At 70.6% G+C, this 16156-nt stretch carries 11 protein-coding genes and 2 tRNA genes; 9 read left to right on the top strand and 4 right to left on the bottom strand.

Features of this window, described 5'->3' with window-relative positions; all coding sequences use genetic code 11:
- Positions 1 to 145: 145 nt before the first annotated feature.
- Positions 146 to 218 (bottom strand) — tRNA-Arg (locus tag ACRX5S_RS26970).
- 245 nt (positions 219 to 463) lie between these two features.
- On the opposite strand from ACRX5S_RS26970, the gene ACRX5S_RS26965 reads away from it, so the two are divergent.
- From ACRX5S_RS26965 to ACRX5S_RS26950, 4 genes are all read left to right on the top strand, one after another.
- A complete protein-coding gene (locus ACRX5S_RS26965) occupies positions 464 to 1537 on the top strand; it encodes a Gfo/Idh/MocA family protein (RefSeq protein ID WP_436775697.1) in 1074 nt (357 codons plus the stop codon).
- 220 nt (positions 1538 to 1757) lie between these two features.
- Positions 1758 to 3503 carry an ATP-binding protein gene (locus ACRX5S_RS26960; RefSeq protein ID WP_436775696.1) on the top strand — a complete coding sequence of 582 codons (1746 nt, stop codon included), beginning with the start codon at positions 1758 to 1760 and terminating at the stop codon, positions 3501 to 3503.
- On the top strand, positions 3500 to 5116 hold the full coding sequence (locus tag ACRX5S_RS26955; protein WP_436775695.1) for a GTPase: 1617 nt from the start codon (positions 3500 to 3502) through the stop codon (positions 5114 to 5116). The genes ACRX5S_RS26960 and ACRX5S_RS26955 overlap by 4 nt, the downstream gene beginning before the upstream one ends.
- Positions 5117 to 5435: 319 nt before the next feature.
- Positions 5436 to 5867, top strand: coding sequence for a single-stranded DNA-binding protein (locus tag ACRX5S_RS26950; protein ID WP_436775694.1), 432 nt, complete (start codon positions 5436 to 5438; stop codon positions 5865 to 5867).
- 197 nt (positions 5868 to 6064) lie between these two features.
- On the opposite strand, the gene ACRX5S_RS26945 is transcribed toward ACRX5S_RS26950, so the two are convergent.
- Positions 6065 to 6169 (bottom strand) — tRNA-OTHER (locus ACRX5S_RS26945).
- A 121-nt stretch (positions 6170 to 6290) separates the two neighbouring features.
- Here ACRX5S_RS26945 and ettA point away from each other — a divergent pair.
- The 5 genes from ettA to ACRX5S_RS26920 all read left to right on the top strand — a co-directional run bounded on the left by ettA (position 6291) and on the right by ACRX5S_RS26920 (position 13437).
- A complete protein-coding gene (gene ettA, locus ACRX5S_RS26940) occupies positions 6291 to 7955 on the top strand; it encodes an energy-dependent translational throttle protein EttA (RefSeq protein WP_436775693.1) in 1665 nt (554 codons plus the stop codon).
- A 136-nt stretch (positions 7956 to 8091) separates the two neighbouring features.
- Positions 8092 to 8499, top strand: coding sequence for an acyl-CoA thioesterase (locus ACRX5S_RS26935; protein ID WP_436775692.1), 408 nt, complete (start codon positions 8092 to 8094; stop codon positions 8497 to 8499).
- An 8-nt stretch (positions 8500 to 8507) separates the two neighbouring features.
- Entirely contained in the window at positions 8508 to 9404 is an 897-nt protein-coding gene (locus tag ACRX5S_RS26930; RefSeq protein WP_436775691.1) for a hypothetical protein, read from the top strand.
- 314 nt (positions 9405 to 9718) lie between these two features.
- Positions 9719 to 10918 carry a glycosyltransferase family 39 protein gene (locus ACRX5S_RS26925; protein ID WP_436775690.1) on the top strand — a complete coding sequence of 400 codons (1200 nt, stop codon included), beginning with the start codon at positions 9719 to 9721 and terminating at the stop codon, positions 10916 to 10918.
- Between the two features lie 434 nt (positions 10919 to 11352).
- On the top strand, positions 11353 to 13437 hold the full coding sequence (locus tag ACRX5S_RS26920; protein WP_436775689.1) for an MMPL family transporter: 2085 nt from the start codon (positions 11353 to 11355) through the stop codon (positions 13435 to 13437).
- Positions 13438 to 14039: 602 nt separating this feature from the next.
- Here the strand turns inward: ACRX5S_RS26920 and ACRX5S_RS26915 are convergent.
- Together ACRX5S_RS26915 and ACRX5S_RS26910 are read right to left on the bottom strand one after the other, a co-directional pair.
- Entirely contained in the window at positions 14040 to 15635 is a 1596-nt protein-coding gene (locus ACRX5S_RS26915; RefSeq protein ID WP_436775688.1) for a glycoside hydrolase family 13 protein, read from the bottom strand.
- A gap of 65 nt (positions 15636 to 15700) precedes the next feature.
- Positions 15701 to 16099: a globin gene (locus ACRX5S_RS26910; protein ID WP_436775687.1), complete on the bottom strand. Its 399-nt coding sequence runs from the start codon at positions 16097 to 16099 to the stop codon at positions 15701 to 15703.
- Between the last annotated feature and the right edge of the window lie 57 nt (positions 16100 to 16156).

Below are 16156 nucleotides of genomic sequence, written 5' to 3'. Positions count from 1 at the left end.
ACGCCGCGATTTCGCGAAATCAAAGCAATGCCATAGCGCTTGGTGCAACGCTTCCGCACGGTGGCCGCTGTGTGGCCCTTACCGGGGTTTTACGCTGCGTAGATCTATGCTGACCAGGGCAGACCCTGGTCTCGCAGGCGTGAGGTGCCCCCGGCAGGAATCGAACCTGCGACCAAGCGCTTAGAAGGCGCCTGCTCTGTCCGCTGAGCTACGGGGGCTGGGGCGATTGAGGATCATGCACGGGATCCGGCCGCGGCACAACACAATAGAGCCGCTTGCCGTTGGTACTGCCCACGCCGCAGCGACCGTTACCTGATCAGACGCAGACGGCGGCCAGAATGTGATCAGGCGGGTTCCGCTTCCTGGCAAAACGGACACGGTCGGTCGCGGCGTGCGCGGCTGCCGGTTCCGTAAGCACCGGTTCCGCCTGATCATGGTCACCCACCTGCGAGGACGTACACAAATGAACGGCACCAAGCCGCTGCGCGCGGCGCTCATCGGTTACGGACTGGGCGGCGCCGCATTCCACGCGCCGTTCTTGGACGCGCTGCCGGAGTTCGCGTTGACCGCGGTCGTCACCGGCAACCCCGAGCGTGCCGCAGCCGTCCGCGCGCGGTACGGCGAAGGCGTCGAGATCGTCGCCGCGGCCACCGAGCTGTTCGACCGCGCCGACGAGTTCGACCTCGCCGTGGTGACGGTGCCCAATCGCTTCCACGCCCCTTTCGCCCGCGAGGCGCTGGACGCCGGGCTCCATGTCGTCGTTGACAAGCCGTTCGCCGGAAGTGCCGCGGAGGGCCGGGAGTTGGCCGCGCTGGCGGAGGCACGGGGGCGGACGTTGTGCGTGTTCCAGAACCGGCGTTGGGACGGTGACTTCCGTACCGTGCGGCACCTGATGGAGGGGGGCGAGCTCGGCGACGTACTGCGCTTTGAATCGCGTTTCGAACGGTGGCGGCCGCAGCCTGCGCTCGGCGGCTGGAAGGAGGACGCCGACCCGGCCGCCCTCGGCGGGATCCTGTACGACCTCGGCAGCCACCTCATCGACCAGGCGGTTGCGTTGTTCGGACGCCCCGAGCGCGTGTACGCCGAACTCGACCTCAGTCGCCCGGGTGTCGCGGTCGACGACGATTCCTTCGTGGCCCTGACCCATGCGGGCGGCGTGCGCTCGCACTTGTGGATGAGTGCGACTGCGGCCGACATCGGCCCTCGCTTCCGGGTGCTCGGCAGCAAGGCGTCGTACGTGAAGTTCGGCATGGACGTGCAGGAGGCCGCGCTGCGCGCAGGCGGCACGCCCGACGCCGCCGACTGGGGCGAGGAGACGGACGAGGCCTGGGGGAAGATGGGTACGCCCGAGGACGCCCGCCCTCTGCGTACGATGCCCGGCGCCTACCAGGAGTTTTACCGCGAGGTCGCGGCGACGTTGCGGGACGGCGCCGCGTCGCCGGTGCCGCTTGCCGAGTCGATCACGGTTCTGGAGGTCATCGAGGCCGCGCGGCAGTCGTCGCGCGAAGGCGTCGTTGTGTCGCTGCCGCCTGTATGACGGTCGCTCGGGCGGGACCGACGCAACTGACGGGGCCGACATGGTCGGTGAGGTCAAACGGGGCCGACAGGTCCGACGAGGCCGACGTGACCCATGCGGCTTGCGGGGGAACCGGCATGCGCACATCCCGGGCCTGACAGCGCGCGTCACTGACAAGCGTCACCGAAACGGATGGGTGATTTTCCCGGATTTCTGGGGATTGAGCAGTCGTGGTGATGACGTGGTGAGCCCCGCGGGCGAGGGACTGTCCGCCGCGGTGGCCAGGCTCCGGGACGAGGCCGACGAGCTGCCTCTGCCGCTGGGCCTGCCGGGCGCCGACGAGGACAGGCGTACGCGCACCGAACTGGTCGCCCAGCTCGACGACTACGTGCTGCCCCGCCTGCGCCACCCCGAGGCGCCGCTGCTCGCGGTCGTCGGGGGATCGACCGGGGCGGGCCGCTCGACCCTCGTGAACTCCCTGGTCGGACGCGAGGTCAGCCCCGCAGGCGTATTGCGGCCCACCACGCGCGTGCCCGTCCTCGTATGCCGGGCGGCGGACCGGCGCTGGTTCTCCGGCACGCGCGTGCTCCCCGGGCTCCGTCGCATCGCGCGCCCGACGCGGACGCCCGGCCAGGGCCCCGCCCTGGTGCTCCAAGTGGACGACCGTGTGCCCGAGGGCCTGGCGGTTCTCGACATCCCGGACATCGACTCGATCGATGACACCAACCGCGCGCTCGCGGTACGCCTGCTCGGTGCGGCGGACGTCTGGCTGTTCGTCACGACCGCCGCGCGCTACGCGGACGCCGTCCCCTGGCACCTCCTGCGAATCGCCGGGGACCGCGCGACCGAGATCGCGATCGTGCTCAACAGGGTGCCGGACGGCGACCTCGACGAGGTCCGCCCGCATTTCGAGGCGTTGCTGGCGAGCACCGGGCTCGGCAGCGTCCCGCTGTTCGCGCTCCCGGAAACGACCCTGGTCAGACGCATGCTGACGCGGGATCAGGTCGCCCCTGTCCGCAATTGGCTGTACGACCGGGCGACGGACGCCGGTACGCGCGATGCGGCCGTACGGCGGACGCTCGGCGGCGTTCTGGGCAGCCTGCCAGAGCGCGCCCGTGTGCTCGGCATGGGTGCGGTACGGCAGCACGAGGCCGCGGGCGCGCTGGCCGTGTGCGTGGACCGCGCGTACGCGGCAGCCCGCCGCCACGTCGACAGCGCCCTTTGCGGCGGCTCGGTGCTGACCGGAGACGTCCTCGCGCACTGGCGCGCGTGGGTGTCGGCGGGGCTGCCTGATTCCGGCGCGGCGGCGATGGAAGCGGTGCTGGTGGAGGGCGTCGAGACCCTGTTCCGCGACGTGGCGGAGCGCGCCGCCGGGCTGACGTCGAGATGCTGGCTAGACAGGCCGGGCGGGTCGGCCTTGGTCGGTGACGGGACGCCCGCCAATGCGCCGAGACCGGGGGACACGGAAGCGGCCGAAGGCGGGACCGAGGCCGAAGCGACTGCCGCAGCGCGGGCGGCCGCCGCGTGGCGGAATGGGGCTGCCGCCCGGGTGCCTGACGGAATGTCAAGAAGTAGGTTGACAAAGGTACTTCTGATGACCGCCGCGCTCGCCGACGATGCGGGGGACATCGACGGCATCGGCGGAGGCGGCGAGAGGGGCGGCAACTCCGGCGCAGTCGGCGGAGCCGCCCCCGGCACGACCACCGAGGGCACGGCCGCTGCCGGCCCCACCGGCGAAGCGCGCGGCGCGAACGACGCCGGAACGCAGGCGCGCGCGGCACTCCCGCCCGCACTCGGCCACGAGGTGGTCCCCCTGCGCGCGTCGGTGCGCGGCCTGGCCGCCGAACTGCTCGACGCCCAGCGGGACCTGCACATGCGCGCCGTCACGGCGCTGCGCACCAAGCCAGGCGACGGGCTGCGCGAGGCCATGGCCGCGACGGCGAACACAGTAGCGGCGGACACGGCAAGACGGAGGGCCGCCGGGTGAGCGGGACGACCGAGCGCTTCGTGCCCGGGCCGTACCCCGGCCACGACTACGGCACCGCGGAGGAGCCGTCGCGCCTACTCGCCCGCTTGTCCGCCCTTGAGCGCATGACGGTCGCGGCCGAAGGTCGCCTGCCTGCGCAACACCTGGCCGAGGCACGCGCGTTGCTCGACCGGGCGGACGCGCGCCTGCGCACCGCACCCCAGCACGCCGCCGTTGCACTTGCGGGCGGCACAGGGTCCGGGAAGTCGTCGTTGTTCAACGCGCTTGTCGGGCTCGACCTGTCGCAGACCGGGGCACGGCGTCCGACGACGGCGACGGCGCTGGCTTGCGCATGGGACCTGGAGAGCGCTCGTCCGCTGCTCGACCTGCTCGGCGTTCCCCGCGCCCGGCAGATCCCAAGGCACGGCGCGCTCGACAGCACCGGCACGCTGCAAGACCCCGTGATGTCCCGCCTCGTCCTCGTCGACCTGCCCGACCACGATTCCGTCGAGACCGACCACCGCGACGAGGTCGACGGCTTTGTCGCCGCGTCCGACCACCTGATCTGGGTGCTCGACCCGCAGAAGTACGCGGACGCGGCCGTCCACGAGCGTTACTTGCGGCCACTCGCCCGGCACACGGACGTCATGACAATCGTGCTGAACCAGATCGACAGACTGCCGCCCGGCACCGCCGACGACTGCCTCGCCGACCTGCGGAAACTGCTGGCGGCCGACGGGCTGCCGGACGTGCGGCTCGTCGCGACGTCCGCCGCCACCGGAGAAGGGGTGCGCGAACTGCGCGACATCGTCACGGCCGTCGCCGCGGGCCGCCGTGCCGCCGTACTGCGCGTGTCGGCAGACCTCGACCGCGTCGCGGAAAGCTTCGACCCCGAGTTCACCGGCGTGGTGCCGGGCGCCGAGCCGGTGTCGGGACGCGTGCGCGCGCAACTCGTCGACGGGCTCGGGACGGCGGCCGGCCTCGGCGCCGTAATGGCAGCATCCGCAACTACTCGGATTCCGGCAGTAGGGGCGACCGAGCCAGCGGGGGAGCGGACGGACCGCGGCGGGGGCTGCTCGCTCGGGCGGGTCCCGGTGCAGACGCACCGCGTCGACCTGGCCGTACGCGATGCCGCCGCCGAACTCACGCGCGGCCTCCCGGAGCGCTGGGCGGCCGAGGTCCGCCGCGCGCTCGGCCGCGGCGCTCGGCGCGTCCCGGCAGCGCTGGAGGCCGAACTGTCGACGGCTCCGACCGGCGCGCCCGCGATGCCCGGCAAGGTGCGCGCGGCAGCCGTCGTCCGTCGGGCGGGCGTGGGCCTGGCGTGCCTGGGGATCGTCGGCGTCGTCCTCGCCTTGGCCGACGTCGAGCCGGTCGGCCCTTGGAACGGCTGGTACGCGGCACTCCTCCCGCTGCTCCTGGGCATCGTGTCGGCGGTGGGGGCGACGTACGCAGAGCAGGTATGGCGTGCTGATGCCGAGAGGGAGTGGCGGGAGGCAGCCGAGCGGCAGTTGGTCGGCCGGGTCGTGGATGTCGTCGACGAACACCTCGTCGAGCCCGCCAACGGCGAACTGGAGCGCTACCGCGAGGCGCACGCGCTGTTCGTCGCGGCCCGCGAGCCGCTGCACATCCACTGACCCTCCGCGCGGTGGCCCCGATCTCCGATCCGAAACCGATCGCAGCGGTGCCCGCGATCGTCTGCAACCCCCAACCCCCGCAACCGCCTTCCGGAAATCTGTGGACAAGGCGCCACCCTTCCGGGGGCTTGCGCCACGCGCGCCGAACGGTTCCAGGCCCCTCACCCGCCACGTTTCTCGCAGATCCGTTCGATCACGGATCCGGCGGCCGACCGTTGTCCACAGATTTGTGCCGGCGGCCGATCGGACCCTCCGGGCTGGTGGATGGTTGAGGCACGGCAACGCGACGCCGACGATCCGCACCCTCGGGAGGCCCGTCGTGAACGACACCTACGTCACGCTCATCGGCAACGTCGTGAGCGAGGTACGCACGTCGCTCACCAACACCGGTGTGCCCATGGCACGCTTCCGCCTCGGCGTCTCCCCGCGCAGGTTCGACCGCGACGCGAACCAGTGGGTCAGCCGTGATTCCAGCTTCTACACGGTGGTCGCGTGGCGGCGGCTGGCCGAGCACACCATGAGTTCCGTGGAGAAGGGAGATCCGGTCGTGGTCGCCGGGAGACTCAGCATCCGCGAGTGGCAGCGGGACGAGCGCTGGTACACCAGCGTCGAGGTCGAGGCGTATTCACTCGGCCACGATCTGACACGGGGGACCTCGCACTTCACCCGCGCCCCGCGCCGGGAACGCGACGCGGGTCACACCCCGGGAGGCCGAACGGAATCCGATTCGCCTCGGGCGCGTGCGGCGTAGGACACTCGTCCGGAGCGGATACCGGCGGATCCCGGGATCGGGACTGTGGCCCAGCCGGGCCCCGCTCGCATTTCGATGCGTTCGCCGGCCGCGCGCGGCACGGGAGGCCGCAGGCCTTGAGCGCCGTGGGGCGTCCGAGATCAGAGTCGGCGGCGGTTTTATACCGACGCTATTGGCCGCTCAGCCACAGACCGACCTGGGTCGGTCCGAGGGGATTCGAACCCCCGGGCCGAGGACAACCCCCGGCCATCGGTTCCGAAGTACCCGCTGCCTTCGCACCGGACGCCCGACAGCACGACCGAAGCTAGCACGCACGTCACGCGCGGTCGTGCGAATACCCGGCACGATCAGGTTCGCTCCCCTGGGTCCTGCCATAGGACACTCGTTCCGGAGCGGATATCGACAGACCCTAGGATCGGGAGCATGGCGGAGTTCATTTACACGATGAGGAAGACCCGCAAGGCCCACGGGGACAAGGTGATCCTCGATGACGTGACCTTGTCCTTCCTGCCCGGCGCGAAGATCGGCGTCGTGGGCCCCAACGGTGCGGGCAAGTCGACCGTGCTCAAGATCATGGCGGGTCTGGAGCAGCCCTCCAACGGCGACGCGTTCCTGTCGCCGGGTTACAGCGTCGGCATGCTCCTCCAAGAGCCTCCGCTGAACGAGGAGAAGACGGTCCTGGAGAACGTCCAGGAGGGCGCCGCGGAGACGCTCGGCAAGCTCAACCGCTTCAACGAGATCGCCGAGCTCATGGCGACCGACTACTCCGACGCGCTGATGGACGAGATGGGCAAGCTCCAGGAGGAGCTGGACCACGCCAACGCGTGGGACATCGACGCCCAGCTCGAACAGGCGATGGACGCGCTGGGCTGCCCGCCCGGCGACTGGCCGGTCACCAACCTCTCCGGCGGCGAGCGCCGCCGCGTGGCGCTGTGCAAGCTCCTGCTGGAGGCGCCCGACCTGCTGCTGCTCGACGAGCCCACCAACCACCTCGACGCCGAGTCGGTGCAGTGGCTCGAACAGCACTTGGAGAAGTACGCCGGCACCGTCGTCGCGGTCACCCACGACCGGTACTTCCTCGACAACGTCGCGCAGTGGATCCTCGAACTCGACCGGGGCCGCGCCTTCCCCTACGAGGGCAACTACTCCACGTACCTTGAGACCAAGCAGACCCGTCTCAAGGTCGAGGGCCAGAAGGACGCGAAGCGCGCCAAGCGGCTCAAGGACGAACTGGAGTGGGTCCGCTCCAACGCCAAGGGGCGGCAGGCCAAGAGCAAGGCCCGCCTCGCGCGTTACGAGGAGATGGCGGCCGAGGCCGACAAGATGCGGAAGCTGGACTTCGAGGAGATCCAGATCCCGCCGGGCCCGCGCCTGGGCAACGTGGTCATCGAGGTCGACCAGCTCAACAAGGCGTTCGGCGAGAAGGTGCTGATCGACGACATGTCGTTCACGCTGCCGCGCAACGGCATCGTCGGCATCATCGGTCCCAACGGCGCGGGCAAGACCACGCTGTTCAAGATGCTGATCGGCGACGAGACCCCCGACGACGGCAGCATCAAGGTCGGCGAGACCGTCAAGATCTCGTACGTCGACCAGGGCCGCTCCAACATCGACCCGAAGAAGACGCTGTGGGAGGTCGTCTCCGACGGCCTCGACTACATCAACGTCGGACAGGTCGAAATGCCGTCGCGCGCCTACGTGTCCGCGTTCGGTTTCAAGGGCCCGGATCAGCAGAAGCCCGCGGGCGTGCTGTCAGGCGGTGAGCGCAACCGCCTCAACCTCGCGCTCACCCTGAAGCAGGGCGGCAACCTGCTGCTCCTCGACGAGCCGACCAACGACCTCGACGTCGAGACCCTGTCGTCGCTGGAGAACGCGCTGCTGGAATTCCCCGGCTGCGCCGTGGTCGTCTCCCACGACCGGTGGTTCCTGGACCGCGTGGCGACCCACATCCTCGCCTACGAGGGCGAGTCCAAGTGGTTCTGGTTCGAGGGCAACTTCGACTCGTACGAGAAGAACAAGGTCGAGCGCCTGGGCGTGGAGGCGGCCCGTCCGCACCGCGCGACGTACAAGAAGCTCACCCGCGGCTGACGCGGGGAAGCGGCCCCCGTCCCTGTCGCTTGCGCGAGGAACGCGAGAATCCGGGACGGGGGCCGCGCCGTGCGACCCCGGGCTCCACCGGGGCCGCGCCGTGCGACCCCGGGCTCCAGCACAGAGAGGGCCGATCGTGGCCAGGCACGTGTACCAGGCGACCCTGCGGTGGTCCGACATGGACGCCTACCGGCACGTCAACAACGTCCAGTACCTCCGCTACCTGGAGGAGGCGCGCGTGGACATGATGTTCACGCTCGGCCAGCGCGAGGGGGCCAAGACCCTCGCCGAGGGCGTGGTGATCGCCCGGCATGAGATCGACTACCGGCACCCGCTCGTGTGGCGGCCGGAGCCGATCCGCATCGAGACATGGGTGACCGAGATCAGGGCCGCGCAGTTCCGACTGGCGTACGAAATCCTGGACGACGACCACGTCTACGCCCGTGCGGCGTCCGTTCTGGTGCCGTACGCGCTGGACGACCAGCGGCCGCGCCGGATCAACCAAGAGGAGCGGCGCTACCTCGAAGGCTTCCTGGAGGCCTGACCACCACCATGACAGCCCTGCACCTTGTCGACGGGTCCGCCCTCGCGGACCTCGCCGGTTACCTCGTGCGCCTGCTGCGGTACGACCGGGCCGCGGTCGTCCACCTGCGGGCCGACGGCGCGGTGCTCGGCACCTTCGGCCGCGTCCCGTTCGGCGGCGGCACGTCCGGCGTGGTCGCGCTGCGCACGACCGAACTGGCCGATCCCGTACGCCTCGACGCCACGGTGTCGGCCGGGCGCCTGCTGGACGCGCTGGCCGCGGTGGAGGAGGGGAGCAGGGGCGCGAACTCCGGGGACGCGAACTCCGGGGACGCGACGTCTGAGGACGTGAAATCTGAGGGCGCCAAGTCCGAGGACGCCGGACCCGAGGACGCCGAATCCGGGGGCGGGAAGTCCGAAGGCGGCGAGTCCGAGGGCGCCCAATCCAAGGGCGGCCATCCCGGCGTCGGCCACCCCGACGCGGACCGGTCCGACCACCCCAAGACCACAGCCGTCGTGGACGTGCCGCCCGAGGTGACGGGGCCGCCGTGGACCGCGATGCTTCCGCCGCGCACCGGGTGGGCGCAACTTGCGTCGCTGCCGATCGCCGGGCTGGTCCGCGAAGTCGCGGAGGCGGTCGGGCGGTTCCGCGGGCGTACCGAGGCGCTGGCGGCAGAGGAGCGGACCCGCGCGGCCCTCGACCGGATGGCCGAGGACGTGTGGAGCCGTGCGCTGAGCGGCGTCCCCGGTACACACCTGCCGCTGCGCGCGGCACACGCGGCCGCGTCCCTCGGCTTCCTGGGCTCGGTCGACGCGGGGGCCGAGGCCACCGTGTTGTCGGTGGGCGGCTGGCTGCGGCTCGACGCGCCGTACGGCTCGGTGTCGGTGCGCAGATCCGGCGGCCCGAGCCTGTTCGTCCCGCGCTGACCCCGGCCGCACGGGGACATGAGGAGGAGCGGCACCAGAAGCCATATCGTCTCGTCCGACCGCGGGGCTGATCCGAAGCCGACCCGGCACCACCGGGCATCCGAGCCCACCCGAACCAGAACCGAGCCCCGCTCGAACCAGAACTCAGCCCCCACCGCCCCACCCGAACCACCGCCCCACCCGAACCACCGCCACACCCGAACCACCGCCCCACCCACCGCAGGACCGACAGCCCGAGACACCGCCAGAGACACCGACAGAAACACCGACAAACACCGCCCAAGTGATCGCCGAATGACCGCCGAAGGCTGGGGATGAGCGCGCACACCACCGTAAAGACGGCCGAGCCGACCGGCGGGGAGCCCCGCCCGCTGAGCGACCGTCTGCCCCGACCGTGGGCCTTCCCGCTGCTCGCATACGCCTCCACGTGGATCCTCACGCTCGGCGTGTGGGCCTGGCTCGGCGACCGCAACGTGCGTTATGTGCCCTCGGTCGAGCGCCGCAAGTACCACGGCTGGGAACTGCACTTCATCTTCAAGGACGCGTCGAACTACCTCGACATCGCCCGCTTCGGCTACCCCGACCAACTGCCGCTCGACGCCGACGGTTCGGTCAAGGCCAACAACACGGCGTTCTTCCCGCTGCTGCCGATGATCGTCAAGGCGGTGGCGGTGCCGCTCGGCGGGCGCTACGTCCTCGCCGCGCTGATCGTCTCGGTCGTGTTGGGCGCGGCCAGCTCGTACGCGGTGTGGAAGCTCGCCGACCACCTGCGCGGCCGCCGCGTCGCGGACCGCGCGGTGCTGCTGTACTGCCTGTTTCCCGGCGCGTTCGTCTTCGGGTTCCTGTACGCGGAGTCGCTCGCCGCACTGCTCGCCGCTTTCTGCCTGCTCGCGCTGCTGCGCAAGCAGTGGGTGCTCGCCGGGGTGTTGGCCGGGATCGGCACCGCGGTGCGGCCCAACATGGTGACGCTGTGCGCCGCGTGCGCGGTCGCGGCCGGGATCGCGATCCACCGCGAGCGCGATTGGAAGGCGCTGTGGGCGCCGTTGCTGTCGCCGATCGGCGGGGCGGCGTACCTGCTGTGGGGCACGCTGCGGTACGACGACGCGCGGTTTTGGTTCAAGACCCAGGACCAGGGCTGGGACCAGCACACCGACTGGGGTGTCAACACAGTCAAACGTGTGCTGTGGCTCGACCCGGCGGTTCGCGAGGAACCGGCGCAGAACCTGATGCACACGGTGTTCTTCGTGCTGGCCGTCATCGGCGTGGTCTGGCTGCTGCGCGAGAAGTTCCCGCCCGCGATCACCGTGTTCACGCTCGGGATCCTGCTGTTGTCGTTCACGGCGTCCGCGCAGGGCAGCAAGCCGCGCTTCGTGTGGACGGCGTTCCCGATGTTCATCGCCGCGGCGACCCGGTTGCGCGGCCGAACGCTGGTGGTCGTCCTGGCGTTGTTCGCTGCCGGATTCGTGTGGCTCGCCGGGTGGTCGCCCCTGCACTACGGCCGCGGCGCCCCCTGATCACACGCGTAGGGTGCCCACGTCGCGCCCACGCCCACGCCGTACCCGCCTGATCACGCCGCACCCCCGAGCAGAACCGCGGCGGCAGCCGACGGCAGTCGGCGGCACCCACACCCCCCACCCGGCTCCCGTTGCGCTGATCACGTCCGCCATGGGGTGACGCGCGTAAAAAGGATGGCGCGCAGGGGTCCGCGGCCTGTTGGATTGTCGATTGTGCCCGGCCCGGATCGTGTCATGGTCTGGACCAATAGTGGGCCATCCGACATGCAAAGCGATCACTTCGCCAACCGGCTGATTGTTTCCTTGACACCTTGCGCAGACGCGATACATCGTGTCCGGTGAGAAGGCTCGCGACATATCGCGTTTGTGGGGGCTAGATGAAGAGTTGGAAGGCGCTATCCGCACTGCCATGCGGGCGCCGCAGTAAATGGGTCGTGTTCATCGGCTGGATCGTCATCATCGTGGCGCTGTTCCCGCTCGCCGGGAAGCTGTCCGGTGCGCAGGACAACGAGATGTCCGCGTGGCTGCCCGGCAGCGCCGAGTCCACCAAGGTGGTCGAGGAGCAGAAGGACTTCCGCGAGGACACGATCGCGAACGCCAATGAGATCTACTACCGTCCGGGCGGGCTGTCCGACCAGGACCGCCAGGCGATCGCCGACGACCAGGCGCGGTACCTCGACGTCGAGGGCGTGGCCGGCGAGAACCTGACCGCCGACTACAGCGCCGACAACACGACGGCGCAGATCGAGATCCCGATCGCGATCAAGGACGGCGGCTGGGAGGACCTCAACGAGGCCGTCAAGGAGATCCGCAAGATCGCGGACGAGGGCGCACCCGCGGGCCTTGAGTCGTTCACCGCCGGCCCGGCCGGCATCGGTGCCGACCAGGCCGCCGCGTTCGAGGGCATCGACGGCACGCTGCTGATGTTCACGATGGCAGTGGTCATCATCATCCTGCTGCTGACGTACCGCTCGCCGGTCCTGTGGTTCGTGCCGCTGATCTCCGCGGTGTTCGCGATGTTCGCCGCGTGGGCGGTCGTGTACCTCGCGACCAAGGCCGGCATCACCGTGAACGGCCAGAGCTACGCGGTCCTCAACATCATGATCTTCGGAGCCGGGACGGACTACGCCCTGCTCCTGATCGCGCGCTACCGCGAGGAGCTGCGCAACTACGAGGACCGCCACGAGGCCATGGCGCACGCGCTGCACCGCGCGGGCCCGGCCATCATCGCGAGCGCCGCCACCGTGGCGCTGAGCATGCTGGTCCTGCTGGCCGCCGAGATGAACTCCACGCAGGGCCTCGGCCCGGTGTGCGCCATCGGCATCGCGGTCGGCCTGCTGGTCATGACCACGCTGCTCCCGGCCCTGCTGGTGATCTTCGGACGCTGGGCGTTCTGGCCCAAGATCCCGCACGTCGGCACCGAGCAGTCGCACAAGAACAGCGTGTGGACCCGGGTGGGCGCGCTCATCGAGAAGCGCTCGCGCTCGGTGTGGGTGGTCACCGCGGTCGTGCTCGCGGCGTTCTCGATGGGGCTCATGGGCCTCAAGGCCTCCGGCGTCGAGTTCAAGGACCAGTTCACCAGCAAGCCCGAGTCGATCAAGGGCATGGAGATCGCGGCGAAGTCCTTCGCGCTCGGCTCCGGCGACCCGATCGTCGTGATCGGCGCCGAGGCGCAGCAGAAGCAGCTCATCGACACGATCCAGGCCACCGAGGGCATCGCGCCCGAGGGGGTCGCCCCGGCCGGGCCGCCCAAGAACGGCAAGGTCGAGCTGTACGCCACCACCTCGGACGGCCCCGACACCGAGGCCGCCCGCGAGACGGTGGAGCGCGTACGCGACGCGGTGCACGCGCTGCCGGGTGCGGACGCCAAGGTCGGCGGCGGACCCGCGATGGCGCTGGACATGGAGAAGGCGTCCGAACACGACGACAAGGTCATCATTCCGCTGATCCTGCTCGCCGTGCTGATCGTGCTGTGCCTCCTGCTCCGCTCGATCCTGGCGCCGGTGATCCTGATCGCGACCGTGGTCCTGTCGTTCGCGGCGGCCCTGGGCATCAGCTCGCTGATCTTCAACCACGTGTTCGGGTTCGCGGGCATGGACGTCGGCATGCCGCTGTTCATCTTCGTGTTCCTGGTCGCGCTGGGCATCGACTACAACATCTTCCTCATGCACCGGGTGCGCGAGGAGGCGTTGAAGCGCGGTACCCGCAAGGGCGCGATCGTGGGCCTGGAGGCGACCGGGGGCGTCATCACCTCGGCCGGCCTGGTGCTGGCGGCGACGTTCGCGGTGTTCACCACGATGCCGCTCGTCACCTTCGTGGAGATGGGCTTCGCGGTGGCGCTGGGTGTTCTGCTCGACACGTTCATCGTCCGCTCGGTGCTGGTCACCGCGCTGACGCACGACATCGGGCCGAAGATCTGGTGGCCGAGCCAGCTCGCCAAGCGGGCCGAGGAGCCGGCCGTCGGCGACTCGGACGGCACCGAGGGGCCGGGCCGCGAGCGCGACGAGGCGCTGGTCTGACGGCAGCGTCCGACCGGCTCGCGACGCGTGCCACGCACAGAAAGCACGCAGCGCACGGAATGCATCGACGGCACGGACCGCACGGTCGCTGACTGAGCGTCAGTGGCCGTGCGGCACGGGGCGCGTGATAGTCCGAGATGTGAATCTTGGTCTATCGCGCGCCCCTTTGCGTGACATACACTCCCCATCCCCGTCGGGCCGTTTCGTGTCACCGGACATGTACGAACGTGCGCGGCACGCAACTCCTGTGTCCTGGACAGGTAACCGCTGTCCCCATCCCATAGCGACGCCGCCGGAGCCGTCGCCAATCTGGTTCCAGCCCGCCGGACAACCCCGTGAAGCGCCGGCGGACCGCGGGACCCCGCGTGCCGACCCGAGGGGGGGACGGCATGTGGGGAGCATCCCGGCAAGGGCGGTCTCACCCCCAGGAGACCGCCCTTGGCATGTACGCAACGCCTCGCAACGCCTCGCAGGGCCTCGCAACGCCTCGCAACGCCTCGCAACCCCTCGCAACGCCTCGCAACCCCTCGCAACGTCGGCCGAACTTGCCCACACGCGAGAAACCGCAGCCCCGCACGCACACCAGCCGCGACCGCGGCGGACTACCCGCCCACGCTCCACCAGGAAGTCGTGTGTCCGGGCAGCACGTGGCCCCCGTCCGGCGCGGCGTCCACGGGCGCGCTGGCCTCCAGCAGGGCGCCGATCGGCGGCACCGTGACCGGGGCGTCCGTCAGATTGGCGAAGCACACGAACCCGGGAGCGCGCTCGAACGCCAGTGTCCCCTCCGGGGACTGAAGCCACGTCAGCACACCGTCGCCGCCCAGCGCCGGGTGTTCGCGGCGCAGGCGCAGCGCACGCCGGTACAGACTCAGCGTCGACGCCGGGTCCCGCACCTGCGCCTCCGCGGTCAGCGCGCGCCACCCGGCCGGCTGCGGCAGCCATGCCCGCCCGTTCGGCGAGAACCCCATCGAGGCCCCGTCCGCCGACCACGGCAGTGGTACGCGGCACCCGTCGCGCCCCCGCAGCGTTCCGCCGGACCGCAGGAAGACCGGGTCCTGCCGTACGTCGTCCGGCAGGTCCACGACCTCCTCCAGGCCCAGTTCCTCGCCCTGGTAGAGGTACACGGAGCCGGGCAGCGCGAGTTCGAGGAGCAGCGCCGCGAGCGCGCGGTCCAGTCCGCCGAGGCGCGTCGGCGCCCGCGGCACGTCGTGGTTGGCCAGCACCCACGTCGGCGGCGCACCCACGCGGTGCGCGGCGTCGAGCGACGCGTCGACCACGGCGCGGATCCGCCCGGCGTCCCAACCGGCCATCAAGTAGGGGAAGTTGAACGCCTGGTGCAGCTCGTCGGGGCGGGTGTACGCGGCCAGCCGGTCCGGGTGCGGCACCCACGCCTCGGCGACCGCGATCCGCTGCCCGCCGTACTCGTCGAGGACGCGCCGCCAGCCGCGATAGACGTCGTGCACCTCGGGCTGGTCCCAGTAGGGCAACCGGTGGTGCATGCGGCCTTCCCAGCCCTGGGGGACGGTGCCGGCGTCCGGCAGGCCGACGGCCTTGAGGAGCCCGTGCGCGACGTCGATGCGGAAGCCGTCCACGCCGCGGTCGAGCCAGTGCCGCAGAATCGACAGGTACTCGGAACGCACTTCCAGATTGCGCCAGTTCAGGTCCGGCTGCTCCGGCGCGTACAGGTGCAGGTACCACTGGCCGGGGCTGCCGTCAGCTTCGCGGACACGGGTCCATGCCGGACCGCCGAACTGCGAGGTCCAGTCGTTGGGCGGCTCCCCGCCGTCCGCTCCGCGCCCGTCGCGGAAGAGGTAGCGCGAGCGTTCGCAGGAACCGGGCGGGGAGGCGAGCGCGGCGCGGAACCAGGCGTGTTCGTGGGACGTGTGGTTCGGCACGATGTCGATGACGACGCGCAGGCCGAGCGCGTGCGCGCGGTCGACCAGCCGGTCGAAGTCGGCGAGCGTCCCGAACAGCGGGTCCACACCGCGCGGATCGGCGACGTCGTACCCGGCGTCGGCCATCGGCGAGGGGTAGAACGGGCTGAGCCACAGGGCGTCGACGCCGAGGTCGCGCAGATGCGGGAGGCGTTCCACGACGCCGGGCAGGTCGCCGACGCCGTCACCGTCGGAGTCGGCGAAGCTGCGCGGGTACACCTGGTAGAACACCGCGTCCCGCCACCACTGCCCGGTCGCATCCACGTGCCGTCACCTCCGCAGACTCCCCGATCCCGGGATCACCCCGGCCGGTCCACCGCGCCGTGCCGTCACTCCGCGCGGTTCACCATCGACTCCGCGGCGTACACGAGGTAGTCCCACAACTGGGTGCGATAGGGCTCGGCGAGCGCGAGTTCGTCGACGGCGGTACGCATGTGCCGCAGCCACGCGTCGCGCGCCGCGGGCGTCACCGCGAACGGCGCGTGCCGCATGCGGAGTCGCGGGTGCCCGCGCGAGTCGCTGTACGTCCGGGGCCCGCCCCAGTACTGCATCAGAAACAGCCGCAACCGCTCCTCGGCCCCGGCCAGATCCTCTTCCGGATACATCGGCCGCAGCAGCGGATCGGCCCGCACGCCCTCGTAGAACCGGTGCACCAACTTGACGAAGGTCTCCTCGCCGCCCACCGCGTCATAAAAGGAGCGGCTCTGATCCGCCGTCGATTCACTCACCGCCCCATCCTCGCAGATACCCCCCACCCGACGGAGTCCCCAAACCCGCCCTTCCGC

Source organism: Yinghuangia sp. YIM S09857 (genome assembly GCF_051388915.1).
Classification (GTDB): Bacteria; Actinomycetota; Actinomycetes; order Streptomycetales; family Streptomycetaceae; genus Yinghuangia.
This window is presented reverse-complemented; position numbering and strand designations above follow the sequence as displayed.

Coding starts and splice junctions, on each gene's coding strand:
- ACRX5S_RS26965 (WP_436775697.1), top strand. CDS start 464: ATGAACGGCACCAAGCCGCTGCGCGCGGCGCTCATCGGTTACGGACTG.
- ettA (WP_436775693.1), top strand. CDS start 6,291: ATGGCGGAGTTCATTTACACGATGAGGAAGACCCGCAAGGCCCACGGG.
- ACRX5S_RS26925 (WP_436775690.1), top strand. CDS start 9,719: ATGAGCGCGCACACCACCGTAAAGACGGCCGAGCCGACCGGCGGGGAG.
- ACRX5S_RS26930 (WP_436775691.1), top strand. CDS start 8,508: ATGACAGCCCTGCACCTTGTCGACGGGTCCGCCCTCGCGGACCTCGCC.